This window comes from Pseudomonas sp. NPDC089996 (assembly GCF_044748405.1).
Classification (GTDB): Bacteria; Pseudomonadota; Gammaproteobacteria; order Pseudomonadales; family Pseudomonadaceae; genus Aquipseudomonas.
Map to the genome: position 1 here is coordinate 173,380 of NZ_JBIVGA010000009.1, position 18,712 is coordinate 192,091.

Here is an 18,712-nt window from a genome sequence, read left to right on the forward strand (position 1 = left end):
AGGGGAAATCGGCTGATTATAACTGTCGCGCAGGTATACGCCCAGCGGCGGGTGGCGGATGGTAGTAAATGGTGGCCACGACGCCATAGGAAAGATGTAACGGCGCTTATCGAACTGTCTCTGTTCAGCCTCGATTAAGCCATTCATTGCTATCATCCCCGCCTTTATTGCCACGAACCGCCAGCATGCCAGCCTCTACGCCCTGCCCTGCACGCGCCCTGCCTGACAGTTTCTTCGACCGCGACGCCCAGACCTTGGCCAAGGCATTGCTGGGCAAAGTCATCCGGCATCGCCACGGCAACCTTTGGCTGGCCGCACGGATCATCGAAACCGAGGCTTACTACCTGACCGACAAAGGCAGCCATGCGTCCCTTGGCTATACCGAGAAGCGCAAGGCGCTGTTCCAGGGCGGCGGGCACATCTACATGTATTACGCACGGGGTGGCGATTCACTCAACTTCAGCGCCCTGGGCCCGGGGAATGCGGTCTTGATCAAGTCCGCCTACCCTTGGGTCGATGGCATTTCCGACGCCAACAGCCTTGCGCAGATGCAACTGAACAACCCTGATGCCAGCGGCAAGCTGCGCCCCCCCGAACGCCTGTGCGCCGGGCAGACCTTGCTGTGCAAGGCCATGGGCCTGAAAGTGCCGCACTGGGACGCGCAACGCTTCGACCCCGAGCGCCTGTACGTCGAAGACTGCGGTATCGCCGTGCCACGGGTAATCCAGGCTGCACGCCTGGGCATTCCCCACGGCCGCGACGAACACCTGCCCTACCGCTTCGTCGATGCCGAATTCGCCCGCTTCTGCACACGGAACCCGCTGCGCCGGGGCCAAGTCGAAGGGCAAGACTTTTTCATCCTCAATCAAGGAAGCTGAAACATGGGCCAATGGCTCGACAGCCTTACCGGCTGGCTCAGCGCCAACCCCCAGTGGCTTGGCCTGGCGATTTTTCTGGTGGCCTGCGTGGAGTGCCTGGCCATCGCCGGCATCATCGTGCCGGGCACGGTGCTGCTGTTCGCGGTAGCCGTACTGGCCGGCAGTGGCGCCTTCAGCCTGGGGGAAACCCTGCTGCTGGGTTTCCTCGGTGGCCTGCTCGGTGACGCGCTGTCATACACCATCGGCAAGTACTTCCACCAGAACATCCGCCGCCTGCCGTTGCTGCGTCACCACCCGGAATGGATTGGCAGCGCCGAGGCCTACTTCCAGCGCTACGGCATTGCCAGCCTGCTGGTCGGGCGCTTCATCGGCCCGCTGCGGCCGATGCTGCCGATGGTTGCCGGGATGTTCGACATGCCGTTACCGCGCTTCATCGCCGTGAGCCTGTTAGCCGGAGCGGGCTGGTCGGTCGCCTACCTGTTGCCGGGCTGGACCACCGGCGCGGCCATGCGCCTGCCCTTGCCGGAAGGTTTCTGGCTGGATGCCGGGATCATCGCCGGCACACTTGCGGTGATTATCGGCCTGAGCCTGAACAGCAGCATTCGTGATCAGCGTCATGGTACCCGGCTGATTGCCGGTTTGAGTTTCATCGCCTTGGCTGGGCTGTTCATAGGCTGGCCTTACCTGCACGAATTCGATCAGGGTGTGATGACACTGGTGCAGGAACACCGCAGCCAGGCAATCGATGGCACCGTGGTGCTGGTGACCCGGCTCGGCGACTTCAAGACCCAGTTCTTCCTCGGCGGCCTGCTCACCGGCTTGCTGCTGCTCGCCCGGCAGTGGCGCCATGCCGTGTTCGCGGGCGGCGCACTGATGGGTACGGCGATTGCCAATGGCACGCTGAAATGGCTGTTTGCCCGGGCCCGGCCGGAGGTACTGACCGACCCGCTGACCAGCTACAGCATGCCCAGCGGGCACAGTTCAGCGTCGTTCGCGTTCTTCCTGACCCTGGCGGTGCTCGCGGGACGCGGCATGCCACCGCGCATGCGGCTGACCTGGGTTTTGCTGGGCTGCATTCCGGCACTGGCGATTGCCTTGTCGCGGGTGTATCTGGGGGCGCACTGGCCGACCGACATCATGGCTGGGGCCTTGCTGGCCTGCTGCGTGTGCGCGCTGAGCCTGACGCTGGTGCAGTACCGTCAGCCGTTGACGGCGCTGCCGCTAAAGGTGTGGTGGCTGGTGTTGCCGGCGTGCATCGCAATGCTGGCGTTCTTTGCCATGTATGCGCTGCCTCACGCTTTGCTCCGCTACCAGTATTGAGGTGGCCTGTACCGGCCTCTTCGCGGGCACGCCCGCTCCCACATGATGACCGTTTTCCTAAGGTCAGCGCGGTATCTGTGGGAGCGGCTTTAGCCGCGAAGAGGCCGGTACTGACAACCGAAATCAGTCAGGCGAACAGTTCGCCCTGAATCCGCTCCAGCAGCTTCTGGATCTCTTCCAGCCGCTGCGCCGGCGAGCCGATCGCCAGCAGGTCCAGCTTGTCCTCTTCCATGAAGGGCAACAGGTACGCCAGCTGGTTGGCCAGCGCCTGGCGCCCGTCGACATCCCGCGGCATGTCCAGCGCCTCGACCATCGGGTGCTCGCCCAGGGCAACCAGCAACGCCAGCAGGTCATCGTCCTGTTCGGTCAGCGGGCTGTCAGCCTGTTCGGCCAACCAGTGCACCTCGCCCACCAGCAACTGGTCCTTCTGCACCTCGGTCTGGCTCACCTCGAAGCGACGAACGCCCTCCACACGAATGCCCAGCAAGCCGTTGTCCTGCTGGACGAAGTCGCGAATCATCGGTTCGCAGCCAATCGAAGCCACCACCGGCGGCGCCTTGCCGACCTGCTCGCCTTCGACGATGCACACCACGCCAAAGCCGCTACCCTGCTTCATACAGCGGCCAATCATGTCCAGGTAGCGCGCCTCGAAGATCTGCAGATCCAGCAGGCAACCGGGAAACAACACGGTATTGAGCGGAAACAGCGGTAGCGTCATCACAACTCCTCAAGCCACCAGGCTGACCGCCAACGGCAGGAACACCGCCGTGGCAACCCCCATCAGGCTCATTGCCAGCGCGGCAAAGGCGCCGCACTCGTCACTTTCCTGCAAAGCCACCGAAGTGCCCACGGCATGGGCCGTTACTCCCAGCGACATGCCACGTGCCTCCGGGCTGTGCACACCCAACCGGGTCAGCAGCGCCGGCCCGAAGATCGCCCCGATCACACCGGTGATCAATACGAACACGGCCGCCAACGCCGCCACACCGCCAATCTGCTCGGCTACCAGCATGGCGATCGGCGAAGTGACCGATTTCGGCGCCATGGTCATCAGGATCATGTGCTCGGCGCCGAACCACCAGCCCAGCAACAGGCAGCACACCGTGGCGAACAGGCCTCCGACTACCAGCGTAGTAAACGTCGGCCAGAACAGCTGCCGGATGCGCCTCAAGTTGAGGTAGAGCGGCACCGCCAGGGCCACCGTGGCGGGGCCGAGGAGGATGTTCATGATCTCGGTGCTCTTGCGGTATTCGGCGTAGCTGATGCCGCAGGTCAGCAGCACGCCGATCACCAGCAGCATTGATACCAGTACCGGCTGCAGGAAGATCCAGCGGGTTTTTTCGTAGGCTGCCAGCACGATCTGGTAAGCGCCCAGCGTAATACCGATGCCGAACAAGGGATGGTGGATGACGGCGTCGAGCGCGCCTTGCCAGTCCAGAATCATGGTTGCTCCTCGTGCTTGCCGTGCTGGCGATCGATGAGCTTCTGCATCAGCCAACCGACGAACACCAGGGTTACCAGGCAGGAAATCAGCAAGGCCCCGGCAATGGCCCAGAAATCCGCGGCAATATCCTTGGCGTAGACCATCACCCCCACCGCCGGTGGTACCAGCAGCAGTGGCAGGTAACGTAACAAGCTACCCGCGGCCTCGTTCAGCGGCTTGCCAACCTCGCCACGGGCGATGAGGAAGAACAGTAACAACAACAGGCCTATGATCGGGCCCGGCAGAATCGGCACGCACAAGTGATTGAGCGCCGTGCCCAGCAGCTGAAACAGCACCAGCCAGGTCAAACCACGCAACAGCATAAACATCTCCTTCAGGCATGCCGGCCATTATAAGCACGCGCCGCCTGCAAGCCGATATTCGCCGAAAAGCGGGTATCTTGACTGAAACGGTTCGCCGTGATGATCTAGCACTCCCGTACCAAATGACAATCTGGAGTGTCGCGATGCCCTATGTACCGGTAAACGAGCTTGCGCAGTACGTTGGAAAGGAGCTGGGACGCTCCGACTGGTTGAAGATCGACCAGCAGCGCATCAACCTGTTCGCCGAGGCAACCGGTGATTTCCAGTTCATCCATATCGACCCGGAGAAGGCGGCGAAAACCCCGTTCGGCACGACCATAGCCCATGGTTTCCTGACCTTGTCGCTGATCCCCAAGCTGATGGAAGACATCCTGGTGATGCCTGAAGGGCTGAAGATGGTGGTCAATTATGGGCTGGACAGTGTGCGTTTCATTCAGCCGGTGAAGGTCGACAGCAAGGTGCGGCTGAAGGTGGACCTGGGTGAGGTCACCGAGAAAAAGCCCGGGCAGTGGCTGCTCAAAGCAACCGTTACCCTGGAGATCGAAGGCGAAGAGAAGCCGGCCTATATCGCCGAACCCCTCTCGCTCTGCTTCGTCTGAACCGGCCTCTTCGCGGGCACGCCCGCTCCCACAGGATCTTCACAAGCACTGGCCATTGTGCAACCCCTGTGGGAGCGGGCGAGCCCGCGAAGAATCCAGCACCGATTTCGATTGGATCACAGATACCTGCGCCCCCCATTCTGCGGCATACTCGGCAGACTTTTTGCCCGGATTCCGCCATGCGTCCACTGCTCCCCCTCGCACTGACCCTGATGCTCGCTGCCTGCGGCGATGGCGAGTCGTTGTCTCCGCCTGACGCGCGCCTGCCCGACGGCGGTCGCTACCGGGGCCAGGTGGTCGATGGCCTGCTGCAGGGCGAAGGGCGCATCGACTACCCCAACGGCAGCTGGTACGCCGGCAGCTTCAAGGACGGCCAGTGGCATGGCCAGGGCGAGTGGCACGGCAGCAATGGCGAGGTCTACCGCGGCCAGTTCGACAAGGGCCTGTTCCAGGGCCTTGGCGACCTGACCACCCCAGGCAGCCACTACGCCGGCACCTTCAGCCACGGCAGGCGCGACGGCGAAGGCGCCCTCAAGCAGGCCGACCAGACCTACCGCGGCCAGTTCAAGGACGACCAGTACGAAGGCGCAGGCGAGCTCGAACTGGCCGATGGCAGCCGCTACCAGGGCCTGTTCGCCAAGGGCAAGCCCAACGGCGCGGGCGTGCGCAGCGATGCCAGCGGCAACCAGTTCAGCGGCCGCTTCGTCGATGGCCAGCTGCAAGGCAGCGGCACCTATGACAGCGTCGATGGCGAGCAGTACATCGGTGAATTCAAGGACAACCGCCTGGAAGGCCGCGGCCGCTACGAAAATGCCGATGGCGACGTGTGGATCGGCGACTTCAAGGACGGTTCGCTGATCGGCGAAGGCGAATTGCTCGGCAGCGATGGCAGCCACTACAAAGGCACGTTCGTCGACTGGCGCCTGTCTGGCCAAGGCAGCCTGCAATTGCCTGATGGCAGCCACTACGTTGGCGGCTTCGACAACGACGCCTACCAGGGTCATGGCAAGCTGACCCTGGCCAGCGGCCAGGTCGAGAGCGGCTTCTGGGTCAATGGCGTGCGTATCCGTGACCAGAAAGGCAAGCTGCTGCCCGACCCGCTGGACCTTGCCCTGCTCAACCAGGGCCGACTGCTCGACGAAGCTTTGGCGCGAGTACCTCGCTCGGCGCCGCCCGTCCAGCTGTACAGCCTGGTGCTGGCCGGCGATGGCCAGCAGAGCGTGTTCCTGCGTGAAGCCGACTATGTCAGCAACATGCTCAAGGTGCGTTTCGGTGCCCGCGGCCAGGTCACCCTGGTCAACCACCGCGACCAGATGACCACCCGGCCCATGGCCACCCGCGAGAACCTCACCCGCGCCGCCCGCACCCTGGCCGAACGCAGCGGCCCGGAAGACCTGATCTTCATCTACCTGACCAGCCACGGCAGCCAGGACCACCAGCTGGTGCTGGACCAGCCGCGCTTGCAGCTGGCCGACCTGTCCGCCGACGAACTGGCCAGCGCCTTGGCACCACTCAAGGACCGCGACAAGGTCATTGTCATCTCCGCCTGCTATTCAGGTGGCTACATCGCCCCGCTCAAGGACGACCGTACGGTGATCATGACAGCGGCCCGTGCCGACCGAGTATCGTTCGGCTGCTCGGAGGAAGCTGATTTCACCTATTTTGGCGATGCCTTGTTCGCCGAAGCCCTGAACCAGACCGACGACCTGAAACAAGCGTTTGAACTGGCGCGTACCAGTGTTGCCGAAAGAGAACGAAGGGAAGGTTTCGAAGCCTCCGAGCCACAAATCTGGGCACCGCCCGCAGTACTGGCACATTGGCAGCAACTGCGTCAGCATCAGGCCGAGGAAGCCTTGCGTAATGCGGCTCAAGCCAAGGCGCAGGAGCAGGAAAAAACGCCGGCCAGCCGCTAAGCTTGAGTGTATCAAGGGAGAGACATCATGTATTTGACGCCTCAGCATGTCCTGCTTGCCGGAGCCACCGGCCTTACCGGTGAGCATCTGCTCGACCGCCTGCTCAACGAGCCCACCATCAGTCGCGTGCTGGCTCCGACACGCCGGCCATTGGCCGAACACCCCCATCTGGAAAACCCGGTGGGCGACCCGGCAGTGTTTCTCCCGCAACTGGCCGGTCGCGTCGATATCGCCTACTGCTGCCTGGGCACCACGCTCAAGCAGGCGGGCTCGGAGCAAGCGTTCCGCGCCGTGGACCTGGACATGGTCGTGGCCTTCAGCAAGCGGGCACGGGAAATGGGCGCGCGGCACCTGCTGGTGGTCAGCGCCATTGGTGCCGACCCCAAGTCATCGGTTTTCTACAACCGGGTCAAGGGCGAGATGGAAGAAGCGCTCAAGGCTCAGGATTGGCCACAACTGACCATCGTGCGGCCGTCGCTGCTGTTGGGTGAACGGGTACAACCACGGCTCGGCGAGAGGCTGGCATCACCGTTTTCGAAGTTGATTCCGGGTAAGTACCGGGGCATCGAGGCCTGCACCCTGGCACGGGCGCTGTGGCGCCTGGCGCTGGAAGAAGAGGACGGGGTACGGGTTATCGAGTCCGACGAGTTGCGCAGGCTCGGCAGGTTGTAACCCCTACAGCCCGCCTGAAGCCTGAAAGCCTATTCCTGCCGCAGTCAGCAATGACAGTGGCAGGAACAGTGTATCCAGCAGCATGCTGCCGGGCAGGTCCAGGCGTGGGTATGCTGGCGCTTCGGCCCCGAAACGATCCTTGGGGCAGCAACCGCCATTGATCACATACAGGTCCAGCCGGGTGCCGGCATACACCACCGGTGCCCCGGGCTTGTTGGCATCCAGCGTGCGCACCGTGGCGCAGCCGCCGAGCTGGCCTGCCACCAGCAACCCCGCCAGCAAACGCCTCAATCATCAACCCCGAAATGGTGTTCACCCCAGCGCGGCAGCATGTCCTGCGGAATGTTCAGCAGGTTGAGAACACGCGCCACGACGAAGTCGATCAGGTCATCGATGGTCTGCGGCTGGTGATAGAACCCCGGCGCCGCAGGCAGGATGACCGCGCCCATTTGCGACAGCTTGAGCATGTTCTCCAGGTGAATGGTCGAGAAGGGTGCCTCGCGCGGCACCAGGATCAACTGCCGACGCTCCTTGAGGGTGACGTCGGCGGCACGCTCGATCAGATTGTTGCAGGCACCGGTGGCGATGGCCGACAGGGTACCGGTAGAACACGGCACCACCACCATCGCAGCGGGCGCACCAGAGCCCGAAGCCACCGGCGACATCCAGTCTTCCTTGCCGTACACGCGGATCTGCCCGTCGGCAGCACCGGTATATTCGGTCAGAAACGCCTGCATCGCCTGAGGCTTGGCCGGCAGGAGTACATCAGTCTCGGTAGCCATCACCAGCTGCGCGGCCTTGGAAATGAGGAAGTGCACCTCACGGTCCTCGCGCACCAGGCAGTCGAGCAGACGCAGGCCATACTGCGCCCCGGAGGCACCCGTCATGGCCAGGGTGATACGTTCGGGACCGTTGCTCACTTCAACGCCTCGGCCAGCTTGCCATGCAGGCCGCCGAAGCCGCCGTTGCTCATGATCACCACATGCGTGCCCGGGCGTGCCTGGCCTTTGACCCGGTCGATGATCGCCTCGAGGCTATCGGCGACCACACTGGGCACGGTGCATTGCGCCGCAGTGGCGGCCAGGTCCCAACCCAGGTTGGCAGGCGCGTACCAGATCACCTGGTCGGCGTCGTTGACGCTTTCCGGCAAACCGTCACGGTGGGCGCCGAGCTTCATGGAGTTGGAGCGCGGCTCGATGATGGCGATGACCGGTGCTTCGCCAACGCGCTTGCGCAGGCCGTCGAGAGTCGTGGCGATGGCGGTCGGGTGGTGGGCGAAATCGTCGTAGATGGTCACGCCCTGAACTTCAGCGACCTTCTCCATGCGCCGTTTGACGCTCTTGAATGCGCTCAGGCCTTCGATACCCATGGCTGGCACCACGCCCACATGACGGGCAGCAGCCAGCGTGGCGAGGGCATTGGCGACGTTGTGCTGGCCGGTCAGGGCCCAGTCGACCACACCCTGCGCTTCACCATCGAACAGCACTTCGAAACGCGAGCCGTCGGCGCTGAGCAGGCGCGCCTGCCACTGGCCACCTTCACCGGTGGTCTGCACCGGGGTCCAGCAGCCCATGCCGATCACCCGCTCCAGCGCTTGCTCGGTGGTCGGGTGAATCACCAGGCCTTCGCTCGGAATGGTCCGCACCAGATGGTGGAACTGCCGCTCGATGGACGCCAGATCAGGGAAGATATCCGCGTGATCGAACTCAAGGTTGTTGAGGATCGCGGTGCGCGGGTGGTAATGCACGAACTTCGAACGCTTGTCGAAGAAGGCGCTGTCGTACTCGTCGGCCTCGACCACGAAGAACGGCGTGCCGCCCAGGCGCGCCGATACCGAGAAATTCTGCGGTACGCCGCCGATCAGGAAGCCCGGGCTCATGCCGGCGTGCTCCAGCACCCAGGCGAGCATGCTGCTGGTGGTGGTCTTGCCGTGGGTACCGGCGACAGCCAGCACCCAGCGGCCCTGCAGCACATGGTCGGCCAGCCACTGCGGGCCAGACACGTAAGGCAGGCCCTTGTTCAGTACATGCTCCACCGCCGGGTTGCCCCGCGACATAGCGTTGCCGATGACCACGAGGTCCGGCGCCGGCTCCAGCTGAGCCGGGTCGTAGCCCTGGGTCAGCTCGATGCCCTGGGCTTCGAGCTGGGTGCTCATGGGTGGGTAGACGTTGGCGTCGGAGCCGGTGACGCGGTGGCCGAGCTCTTTGGCCAGCACCGCCAGCGAACCCATGAAAGTGCCGCAAATACCGAGAATATGAATATGCATGGTCGACCTCGCAAAACTTCGAGGCAGGGTAGCCCAGGGCGCGGGAATTCGCACCCGGTGTTTTGCTCAGGCGCCCCTGGCGATGCCGTGTTTGCGCAGTTTTCGATACAAGGTATTGCGGCTGACCCCCAGGTGCTCGGCGACCCGGGTCAGGTGCCAGTGTTTTGCCTCCAAGATCTCCATCAATGCCTGTCGCTCAGCGTGTAGGAGCGGCCTTGTGTCGCGAAAGAGCTGCGCAGCAGCCCCGGCGGTTTCAGCGTCAGCGCAGAGAATGTGGGGCCGCTCAGCGGCCCTTTCGCGACACAAGGCCGCTCCTGCAGGGCTTGCACCATTGCGGACAATTGCAGGTAGATCCGATATTGCGACATGCGAGTTTTCACACAGCGCCACCAAGGTCCGCAGCACATTGCGCATCTGCCGCACGTTCCCCGGCCAGGCAAAATCAAGCAACGCCTGGCGTGCTTCGGGCGCCAGCTGCACCACCTGCCCTTGTGCCTCCTGGCGCAACAGGAAGTCCAGCAACGGCCCCTTGTCACTGCGCTCGCGCACCGCTGGCAGTGTTACCTCCAGCCCATTGAGCCGGTAGTACAGGTCTTCGCGGAAACTGCCCTGCTCCACCCGTTCCAGCAAATCCCGGTGGGTGGCACTGACGATCCGCACATCCACCGCCTGCGCCTCACCGCCAATCGGCACCACTTGGCGCTCTTCCAGCACCCGCAGCAGGCGGGTCTGCAAGGCCAGCGGCATGTCGCCGATCTCGTCCAGCAACAAGGTGCCGCCATCGGCCTGCAGCAGCTTGCCGCGCATGCCCTCCTTGCGCGCGCCGGTGAAACTGCCACCGCGATAGCCGAACAGTTCACTTTCGATCAGGCTCTCGGGGATCGACGCACAGTTCACCGCCACGAATGGCTTGCCACGGCGCTGGCTGGCCTGATGCACGGCTTGGGCGAAGGCCTCTTTACCGCAGCCGGTCTCGCCACACAGCAGTAGCGGCACATCGCGCTCGAACACGCGCACGGCACGCTGAAAATCCTGCTGCAAGGCCGGGTCCAGCAAGCAGATGCCAGGCTGTACGGCAGGCCTGGCCTGGGGCAGGCTGGCCGGTACTGTCCACAACGGCGCCCGTGCTTGCCCGCGCAGGCTGGCGTACACCTGGCGGCCGTCGCGGGTGCGCAACGGCCAGACCGTGCTGCCGCCTGGCGTGGCACGGCTGAACAGCTCATCATGGCTGCAGGCGAAGAACCTCTCCAGCGGCTTGCCCAGCACGCCGCCGCGGATGCTGCCCAACAGGTTCAGAGCACTCTGGTTGGCAGCGCAGATGCAGCCATCGCCATCGAACGCCAGCAACCCTTCGCTGAACTGGCCAACCGACTCGGCCTGCACATGGAAGCGCAGCAACCATTGCTGCTCGAAATGCCGCAGGAAGTAACAGCTCTCGATCATCTTCGCCGAGAGATTGACCAGCGCCATGGTGTGGAACTGGCTCTGGCGCGACACGTCTGGCCGCGCCGAGGACACATCAAGCACCGCCAGCAGCTCACCATGGGGGTCGAATACCGGGCTCGCCGAGCAGGTCAGCCCGGTATGGCGGCCACGAAAATGCTCGTTCTGGTGAATGGTCAGGGCCTGGCGCTCGACCAGGCAGGTGCCGATGCCATTGGTGCCTTCGCGAGCTTCACTCCAGTCCGCCCCCAGCCACAGCCCGGCACGCTCGAAACTGCGCCGCTCGCCGGGCGCCGTGACACAGTTGAGGATCACCCCGCGGGCATCGGTCAGTAGCACCGCATGGCCGGCACCGGACAGCTGCTGGTGCAGGCTGTTCATCTCGTTGCCGGCGATGCTCAACACCTGGCGCAGGCGCTCACGACTTTCCAGCAGGCGGCCGTGTTCGAGCACCACGGGAGCTTCGATCACTGACGGGTCGAGGTGATAGTCGTCCAGGCAGCGCAGCCAGGAGCGGGCAATGGAAGGATCGCTGCCCGCTTCACCACGGGCAACGGTGTGCACCTGCTGGGCATGGCGGCTGAATGAATTGCTCTGCATTAGTTGTTGTTCTCCGCAGATAGAGATTCACCCCAGCATCCTCCACCCGCGCAGGCTTTGCAACGTGCCCGCCGGCAGCGTGTCGCAAACGGTACAAAGTGTCACCCATGCTGTGCCAGGCCTGGTACAGCGCGGCTTCGCGCGATGCTGGGGCATTACCCAAGTCATTGATTGCACAGGGGCTCACCACGCTGGCCCAACCTTTGCTCTACGCTTTTCAACTCCCCAACAAACATAACAGCCAGGAGACACACCATGCGTTACGCACATCCCGGTACCGAGGGCGCGAAGGTTTCCTTCAAGAGCCGCTACGGCAACTTCATCGGTGGTGAGTTTGTGGCCCCCGTCAAAGGTCAGTACTTCGAAAACACCTCCCCGGTGAACGGCCAGCTGATCGCCGAATTCCCTCGCTCCACAGCCGAAGACATCGATAAAGCTCTGGATGCCGCCCATGCAGCCGCCGACGCCTGGGGCCGTACCTCGGTTCAGGACCGCTCCAACGTCCTGCTGAAGATCGCCGACCGCATCGAACAGAACCTGGAAATCCTGGCCATCACCGAAACCTGGGACAACGGCAAGCCAATCCGCGAAACACTCAATGCCGATATCCCGCTGGCGGTCGACCATTTCCGCTACTTCGCCGGCTGCATCCGCGCCCAGGAAGGCGGCGCCGCAGAAATCAACGAAGGCACCGTGGCCTACCACATTCACGAACCGCTGGGCGTGGTCGGGCAGATCATCCCGTGGAACTTCCCGATCCTGATGGCCGCCTGGAAGCTCGCGCCAGCATTGGCCGCCGGCAACTGTGTGGTGCTCAAGCCGGCCGAGCAGACCCCGCTGGGCATCACTGTGCTGGTCGAGCTGATCGGCGACCTGCTGCCCAAAGGCGTGCTCAACGTGGTGCAGGGTTATGGCCGCGAGGCCGGTGAAGCGCTGGCCACCAGCAAGCGCATCGCCAAGATTGCCTTCACCGGCTCTACCCCGGTCGGCTCGCACATCATGAAATGCGCGGCCGAGAACATCATCCCGTCTACCGTCGAACTGGGCGGCAAGTCGCCGAACGTGTACTTCGAAGACATCATGCAGGCCGAGCCGAGCTTCATCGACAAGGCCGCCGAAGGCATGGTGCTGGCGTTCTTCAACCAGGGCGAGGTGTGCACCTGCCCATCGCGCGCACTCGTGCAGGAGTCGATCTACCCGCAGTTCATGGAAGTGGTGATGAAGAAGGTTCTGCAGATCAAGCGCGGCGACCCGCTGGACACCGACACCATGGTCGGTGCCCAGGCTTCGCAGCAGCAGTTCGAGAAGATCCTCTCGTACCTCGAGATCGCCCAGAAGGAAGGCGCCGAGCTGCTGACCGGCGGCAAGGTGGAAAAACTCGAAGGCGCGCTGGCCACCGGTTACTACATCCAGCCGACCCTGCTCAAAGGCAACAACCGCATGCGCGTGTTCCAGGAAGAAATCTTCGGCCCGGTGGTCAGCGTCACCACCTTCAAGGACGAAGCCGAAGCCCTGGCCATTGCCAACGACACCGAGTTCGGCCTGGGTGCTGGCGTGTGGACTCGCGACATCAACCGCGCCTACCGCATGGGCCGCGGCATCAAGGCTGGCCGCGTGTGGACCAACTGCTACCACCTGTACCCGGCGCATGCCGCGTTCGGTGGCTACAAGAAGTCCGGTGTCGGCCGTGAGACCCACAAGATGATGCTCGACCACTACCAGCAGACCAAGAACCTGCTGGTGAGCTACGACATCAATCCGTTGGGCTTCTTCTAAACCGCGTACTTGGGGCTGCTGTGCAGCCCTTTCGCGACACAAGGCCGCTCCTACAGGCTATCGCGTCCCCTTGTAGGAGCGGCCTTGTGTCGCGAAAGGGCCGCAAAGCGGCCCCATGGATACTGGCTCGCTTCCTGCAATCCCCATCACCATCGGCCCGGAAACCCTCCGGCCACCAAGAAAAAGAACAGGTGAACTATGCCAAGCGATCAATCCGCCGGCGCGCCGGCAGGGTCTTCCGTGGACTTCGAAAAAGTCGGATCGGACTATTTCCAGCAACGTGAACTCAAGAAAGGTGCCGCCGGCTGGGTACTGCTGGTGGGCCTGGGCGTTGCCTATGTGATTTCCGGCGACTATGCCGGCTGGAACTTCGGCCTGGCCCAGGGTGGCTGGGGCGGCATGTTCCTCGCCACCCTGCTGATGGCCACCATGTACCTGTGCATGTGCTTCTCGCTGGCCGAACTGTCCTCGATGATCCCCACCGCTGGCGGCGGCTACGGCTTTGCCCGCAGCGCCTTCGGCCCGTGGGGCGGTTTTCTGACCGGCACGGCGATCCTCATTGAATACGCCATCGCCCCCGCCGCCATTGCCACGTTCATCGGCGCCTACTGCCAGTCACTGTTCGGCATCGGCGGCTGGATGATCTACCTGGCGTTCTATGTGGTCTTCATCGGCATTCACATCTTCGGCGTGGGTGAAGCGCTGAAGCTGATGTTCATCATCACCGCCATCGCGGCCATTGCCCTGGCCGTGTTCCTGGTGGCCATGGTGCCCCATTTTGATGCAGCCAACCTGTTCGACATCGCCAAAACGGACGCCGTCGGTGCCAGCAGCTTCCTGCCGTTCGGCTATGTCGGTGTGTGGGCGGCGATCCCCTATGCCATCTGGTTCTTCCTCGCCGTCGAAGGCGTGCCACTGGCCGCCGAAGAAACCAAGAACCCCAAGCGTGACCTGCCACGCGGCCTGATCGGCGCGATGCTGGTGCTGGTGGCCTTCGCCCTGCTGATCCTGGTGGTCGGCCCAGGCGGTGCGGGCTCCGAAGCCCTGAAGGCCTCGGGCAACCCGCTGGTCGAGGCGCTGGCCAAGGCCTACGGCGGCTCCACCTGGATGGGCAGCTTCGTCAACCTGGTCGGTCTGGCCGGCCTGATCGCCAGCTTCTTCTCGATCATCTATGCCTATTCGCGGCAGATCTTCGCCCTCTCACGCGCCGGCTACCTGCCGCGCAAGCTGTCGGAAACCAACAAGAGCAAGGCCCCGGTCATGGCGCTGGTGATCCCCGGGATCATCGGCTTCGCCCTGTCGCTGACTGGCCAGGGCGACCTGCTGATCCTGGTGGCGGTATTCGGTGCCACACTGTCGTATGTGCTGATGATGGCCGCGCACATCACCCTGCGTATCCGTCGGCCGAAAATGGAACGCCCTTACCGCACCCCGGGCGGCATCTTCACCTCGGGCCTGGCCCTGGTGCTGGCCTGCATCGCCGTGGTCGCGGGCTTCCTGGTCGACCCACGGGTGGTGATTGGCGCTGCAGTGATCTATGCGGTGCTGATTGCCTACTTTGCGTTCTACAGCCGCCACCACCTGGTTGCGGGCACACCGGAAGAGGAATTCGCCGCGATCCAGAAGGCCGAAGAGGCCCTGCACTGATCGCTGCCACCTGCCGCGGGCCATCCCGCGGCTCTGGAGATTCTGTATGGCAAGTTTCGTACACACGGTCGGCCACCTGGTCTACCGCTTCGACAGCCTCAAGGACCTGATGGCCAAGGCCAGCCCGGCCCGTTCCGGGGACTTCCTGGCCGGTGTCGCCGCCAGCAACGACGGCGAACGGGTCGCCGCGCAGATGGCCCTGGCCAACATCCCGCTGACGCATTTTCTGAATGAAGCGCTGATCCCCTACGAACAGGACGAAATCACCCGGCTGATCGTCGACACCCACGACGCCCAGGCCTTCGCCCCGATCAGCCACCTTACCGTTGGCGGCCTGCGCGACTGGCTGCTCGGCGATGATGCCGACGAACACAGCCTGCGCGCCCTGGCGCCGGGGCTGACGCCGGAGATGGCTGCGGCTGTGTCGAAGATCATGCGCGTCCAGGACCTGGTGCTGGTGGCGCAGAAGATCCGCGTGGTCACCCGGTTCCGCGGCACCATGGGCCTGCGCGGGCGCCTGTCGACCCGCCTGCAGCCCAACCACCCGACGGATGAGCCGGCCGGTATCGCCGCCAGCGTCCTCGACGGCCTGCTGTACGGCAACGGCGACGCCATGATCGGCATCAACCCGGCCACCGACAGCATCGCCTCGATCTGCGCCCTGCTGGAAATGCTCGATGCCATCATCCAGCGCTACGACATCCCCACCCAGGCCTGCGTGCTGACCCACGTCACCACCTCGATCGAAGCGATCAACCGCGGCGTGCCGTTGGACCTGGTGTTCCAGTCGATCGCCGGCACCGAGGCGGCCAATGCCGGCTTCGGCATCAACCTGAACGTGTTGCAGGAAGGTCATGAGGCCGGCCTGTCACTCAAGCGCGGCACCCTCGGGCAGAACCTGATGTACTTCGAGACCGGCCAGGGCAGCGCGCTGTCGGCCAACGCCCACCACGGTGTCGACCAGCAGACCTGCGAGACCCGCGCCTACGCCGTGGCCCGCCACTTCAAACCGTTTCTGGTCAACACCGTGGTCGGCTTCATCGGCCCCGAGTACCTGTACAACGGCAAGCAGATCATCCGCGCCGGCCTCGAAGACCACTTCTGCGGCAAGCTGCTGGGCGTGCCGATGGGCTGCGACATCTGCTACACCAACCATGCCGAAGCCGACCAGGATGACATGGACACCCTGCTGACCCTGCTGGGCGTGGCTGGGATCAACTTCATCATGGGCATCCCCGGGTCCGACGACATCATGCTCAACTACCAGACCACGTCATTCCACGACGCGCTGTATGCACGCCAGACCCTGGGCCTGAAGCCCGGGCCGGAATTCGAAGCCTGGCTGCAACGCACCGGCATCTTCACCCAGGCCGATGGCCGCGTGCGCTTTGGCGACAACCTGCCGCCGGCATTCCGCCAGGCCCTGGCACAGCTGGCATAAGAGGTGACCATGGCAGACCGTACCCCTACCCCGGACAACCCCTGGCGGGCCCTGCGCGAACTGACCCCGGCGCGCATCGCCCTGGGCCGCTGCGGCACCAGCCTGCCCACTGCCGCGCAACTGGACTTTCAGTTCGCCCACGCCCAGGCCCGCGATGCCGTGCACCTGGCGTTCGATCACGCCACCCTGAGCGAACAGCTCAAGGACCGTGGCCGCGACAGCCTGGTGCTGCACAGCGCCGCCACTGATCGCCACCAGTACCTGCAACGCCCCGACCTTGGCCGGCGGCTGAACGATGACTCGGCCGAACGCTTGCGCCAGCATGCCCTGGCCAGCCCCGAGGGAGTCGACCTGGCCATTGTTGTCGCCGATGGCCTCTCGGCCCTGGCCGTGCACCGCCATACCTTGCCGTTCCTGGCCCGTTTCGAAGAGCAGGCCGCTGCCGATGGCTGGACCAGCGCCCCAGTGGTGCTGGTGGAGCAAGGCCGGGTGGCGGTGGCGGATGAAGTCGGCCAACTGCTGGGCGCGCGCATGACCGTGATGCTGATTGGCGAACGCCCGGGGCTGAGCTCGCCGGACAGCCTGGGCCTGTACTTCACCTACGCGCCCAAGGTCGGCCTGACCGACGCCTATCGCAACTGCATCTCCAATATCCGGCTGGAAGGCTTGAGTTACGGCATGGCCGCCCATCGCCTGCTATACCTGATGCGCGAAGCCTGCCGGCGGCAGCTTTCCGGCGTGAATCTGAAGGACGAAGCCGAGGTCCATAGCATCGACAGCGAAAATGCCCCCACCCAGCGCGGCAACTTCCTGCTCGGCGAAGATTAAAGAACATGTCACGGAAGGCGGATTGCACTGATGGCCAGCATTGGGGCAGCATGCCCATGAAAGTTGCAGGCATTCCGCTGTTTCCCCAAATGGACTCTGAGGGCCGCACATGCGCATCATCAAGGCAACCCTGGAACACCTCGACCTGCTCACCCCGCTGTTCGTCAGATACCGCGAGTTCTATGGGCAGCTGCCCTATCCGGACAGCTCGCGCAAATTCCTGCAAAAGCGCCTCATGCGGGGTGAATCGATCATCTACCTGGCTTTGCCGGTTGACGATGACAGCAAATTGCTTGGCTTCTGCCAGCTTTATCCGAGCTATTCGTCGCTGTCGCTGAAGCGGGTGTGGATACTCAATGACATCTTCGTGGCCGAAGACTCGCGGCGCATGCTGGTAGCCGACCACCTGATGCGCGAGGCCAAGAAGATGGCCAAGGAAACCAATGCGGTGCGCATGCGGGTTTCGACCAGCGCCAACAACGACGTGGCGCGCAAGACCTACGAATCGATGGGCTTTCGCAAGGACACCGAGTTCGAGAACTACATTTTACCGATCAACCAGGATTGACCATTGTGGGAGCGGCCTTGCGTCGCGAAAGGGTCGCGAAGCGGCCCCGGTTTTTCAGCTTCGCAGCAAAAATTGCTGGGGCCGCCTAGCGGCCCTTTCGCGACGCAAGGCCGCTCCCACAAGGGCCGCGTAAGGCGACAGTAACCCCCCGCTACAAACTCCCCGGGCAGCTTTCCCACTTCGCCGTATAATGCTTCCTCCTGTCATGTGTGAAAATTTACCCACCCACAGGTAATCATGCCGACGCCCAGGGCATTGCCCGTCATCGCGTGCCCGTCGTCGCGGGTCAAGAACACAGGTGCTGTACATGGAATTCAACCCGCTGGACCTTATCCTGCATCTCGATGCCTACCTCGATCTGCTGGTTACCAACTACGGTCCCTGGATCTACGCGATTCTGTTCGCTGTCATCTTCTGCGAAACCGGCCTGGTGGTGATGCCGTTCCTGCCGGGCGATTCGCTGCTGTTCATCGCCGGCGCCGTGGCCGCTGGCGGCGGTATGGACCCGGTCCTGCTGGCAGGCCTGCTGATGGCAGCCGCGATCATGGGCGACAGCACCAACTACGTGATCGGCCGCACCACAGGCGAGAAGCTGTTCAACAACCCGAATTCGAAGATCTTCCGGCGCGACTACCTGCAGCGCACCCACGATTTCTATGAACGCCATGGCGGCAAGACCGTCACCATGGCGCGCTTCCTGCCGATCCTGCGCACCTTCGCGCCGTTCGTCGCCGGTATCGCGCACATGCACTACCCGCGCTTCCTCGGCTTCAGCGTGGCGGGCTCGCTGCTGTGGGTCGGCGGCCTGGTGACCCTGGGCTACTTCTTCGGCAATGTGCCGTTCATCAAGCAGCACCTGTCGCTGATGGTGGTCGCCATCATCGTGCTGTCGCTGGTACCGATGATCCTCGGCCTGCTGCGTGGCCGCCTGGGTCGCGCAGCCAAGGTTCACTGA

At 63.6% G+C, this 18,712-nt stretch carries 18 protein-coding genes; 11 read left to right on the forward strand and 7 right to left on the reverse strand.

The genetic code is table 11. The features are described 5' to 3' along the window. Nucleotides 1-185: 185 nt before the first annotated feature. Nucleotides 186-878 carry a DNA-3-methyladenine glycosylase gene (locus ACIPW4_RS17545; RefSeq protein ID WP_400660004.1) on the forward strand — a complete coding sequence of 231 codons (693 nt, stop codon included), beginning with the start codon at nt 186-188 and terminating at the stop codon, nt 876-878. 3 nt (nt 879-881) lie between these two features. Next, on the forward strand, nt 882-2,198 hold the full coding sequence (locus ACIPW4_RS17550; RefSeq protein WP_400660006.1) for a bifunctional DedA family/phosphatase PAP2 family protein: 1,317 nt from the start codon (nt 882-884) through the stop codon (nt 2,196-2,198). A 127-nt stretch (nt 2,199-2,325) separates the two neighbouring features. Here ACIPW4_RS17550 and ACIPW4_RS17555 read toward each other — a convergent pair whose 3' ends face one another. Genes ACIPW4_RS17555 through ACIPW4_RS17565 form a run of 3 tightly spaced genes read right to left on the reverse strand, consistent with a single transcriptional unit; the run spans nt 2,326 to nt 4,004 of the window. Continuing rightward, nucleotides 2,326-2,916 (reverse strand): LON peptidase substrate-binding domain-containing protein, encoded by a 591-nt coding sequence (locus tag ACIPW4_RS17555; RefSeq protein ID WP_400660008.1) that lies wholly within the window; start codon nt 2,914-2,916, stop codon nt 2,326-2,328. Nucleotides 2,917-2,925: 9 nt separating this feature from the next. Then, the gene (locus ACIPW4_RS17560; protein ID WP_400660176.1) at nt 2,926-3,636 is read right to left on the reverse strand and encodes an LrgB family protein; all 711 of its coding nucleotides are present in this window, start codon (nt 3,634-3,636) and stop codon (nt 2,926-2,928) included. A 2-nt stretch (nt 3,637-3,638) separates the two neighbouring features. After that, complete coding sequence (locus ACIPW4_RS17565; protein WP_400660011.1) at nt 3,639-4,004, reverse strand: CidA/LrgA family protein; 366 nt, start codon at nt 4,002-4,004, stop codon at nt 3,639-3,641. A 143-nt stretch (nt 4,005-4,147) separates the two neighbouring features. Here ACIPW4_RS17565 and ACIPW4_RS17570 point away from each other — a divergent pair, with 143 nt between their 5' ends. From ACIPW4_RS17570 to ACIPW4_RS17580, 3 genes are all read left to right on the forward strand, one after another. Then, nucleotides 4,148-4,603 (forward strand): MaoC family dehydratase, encoded by a 456-nt coding sequence (locus ACIPW4_RS17570; protein ID WP_400660014.1) that lies wholly within the window; start codon nt 4,148-4,150, stop codon nt 4,601-4,603. A 179-nt stretch (nt 4,604-4,782) separates the two neighbouring features. Then, nucleotides 4,783-6,516, forward strand: coding sequence for a C13 family peptidase (locus tag ACIPW4_RS17575; protein WP_400660016.1), 1,734 nt, complete (start codon nt 4,783-4,785; stop codon nt 6,514-6,516). Between the two features lie 27 nt (nt 6,517-6,543). Beyond that, entirely contained in the window at nt 6,544-7,188 is a 645-nt protein-coding gene (locus ACIPW4_RS17580) for an oxidoreductase (protein ID WP_400660018.1), read from the forward strand. Between the two features lie 3 nt (nt 7,189-7,191). On the opposite strand, the gene ACIPW4_RS17585 is transcribed toward ACIPW4_RS17580, so the two are convergent. The 4 genes from ACIPW4_RS17585 to ACIPW4_RS17600 form a co-directional block, all read right to left on the reverse strand. Beyond that, entirely contained in the window at nt 7,192-7,479 is a 288-nt protein-coding gene (locus ACIPW4_RS17585) for a YceK/YidQ family lipoprotein (protein ID WP_400660021.1), read from the reverse strand. Next, a complete protein-coding gene (ubiX, locus tag ACIPW4_RS17590; RefSeq protein WP_400660024.1) occupies nt 7,476-8,108 on the reverse strand; it encodes a flavin prenyltransferase UbiX in 633 nt (210 codons plus the stop codon). Before ubiX ends, ACIPW4_RS17585 begins: the two co-directional genes overlap by 4 nt. Continuing rightward, nucleotides 8,105-9,454, reverse strand: coding sequence for a UDP-N-acetylmuramate:L-alanyl-gamma-D-glutamyl-meso-diaminopimelate ligase (gene mpl / locus ACIPW4_RS17595; RefSeq protein WP_400660026.1), 1,350 nt, complete (start codon nt 9,452-9,454; stop codon nt 8,105-8,107). The genes ubiX and mpl overlap by 4 nt, the downstream gene beginning before the upstream one ends. A gap of 66 nt (nt 9,455-9,520) precedes the next feature. Next, nucleotides 9,521-11,497, reverse strand: a complete 1,977-nt coding sequence (locus tag ACIPW4_RS17600; RefSeq protein WP_400660029.1) for a sigma-54-dependent Fis family transcriptional regulator — start codon at nt 11,495-11,497, stop codon at nt 9,521-9,523. Nucleotides 11,498-11,752: 255 nt separating this feature from the next. Between ACIPW4_RS17600 and ACIPW4_RS17605 the strand changes: the two genes are divergently transcribed. From ACIPW4_RS17605 to ACIPW4_RS17630, 6 genes are all read left to right on the forward strand, one after another. Further along, a complete protein-coding gene (locus ACIPW4_RS17605; RefSeq protein WP_400660032.1) occupies nt 11,753-13,273 on the forward strand; it encodes an aldehyde dehydrogenase family protein in 1,521 nt (506 codons plus the stop codon). 198 nt (nt 13,274-13,471) lie between these two features. Further along, nucleotides 13,472-14,920, forward strand: coding sequence for an ethanolamine permease (eat, locus tag ACIPW4_RS17610; protein WP_400660035.1), 1,449 nt, complete (start codon nt 13,472-13,474; stop codon nt 14,918-14,920). A gap of 46 nt (nt 14,921-14,966) precedes the next feature. Continuing rightward, complete coding sequence (locus ACIPW4_RS17615) at nt 14,967-16,361, forward strand: ethanolamine ammonia-lyase subunit EutB (RefSeq protein ID WP_400660037.1); 1,395 nt, start codon at nt 14,967-14,969, stop codon at nt 16,359-16,361. Nucleotides 16,362-16,370: 9 nt separating this feature from the next. Further along, nucleotides 16,371-17,189, forward strand: coding sequence for an ethanolamine ammonia-lyase subunit EutC (eutC, locus tag ACIPW4_RS17620; RefSeq protein ID WP_400660040.1), 819 nt, complete (start codon nt 16,371-16,373; stop codon nt 17,187-17,189). Between the two features lie 109 nt (nt 17,190-17,298). Continuing rightward, entirely contained in the window at nt 17,299-17,757 is a 459-nt protein-coding gene (locus ACIPW4_RS17625) for a GNAT family N-acetyltransferase (protein ID WP_400660041.1), read from the forward strand. 307 nt (nt 17,758-18,064) lie between these two features. Then, complete coding sequence (locus ACIPW4_RS17630; protein WP_400660043.1) at nt 18,065-18,712, forward strand: DedA family protein; 648 nt, start codon at nt 18,065-18,067, stop codon at nt 18,710-18,712.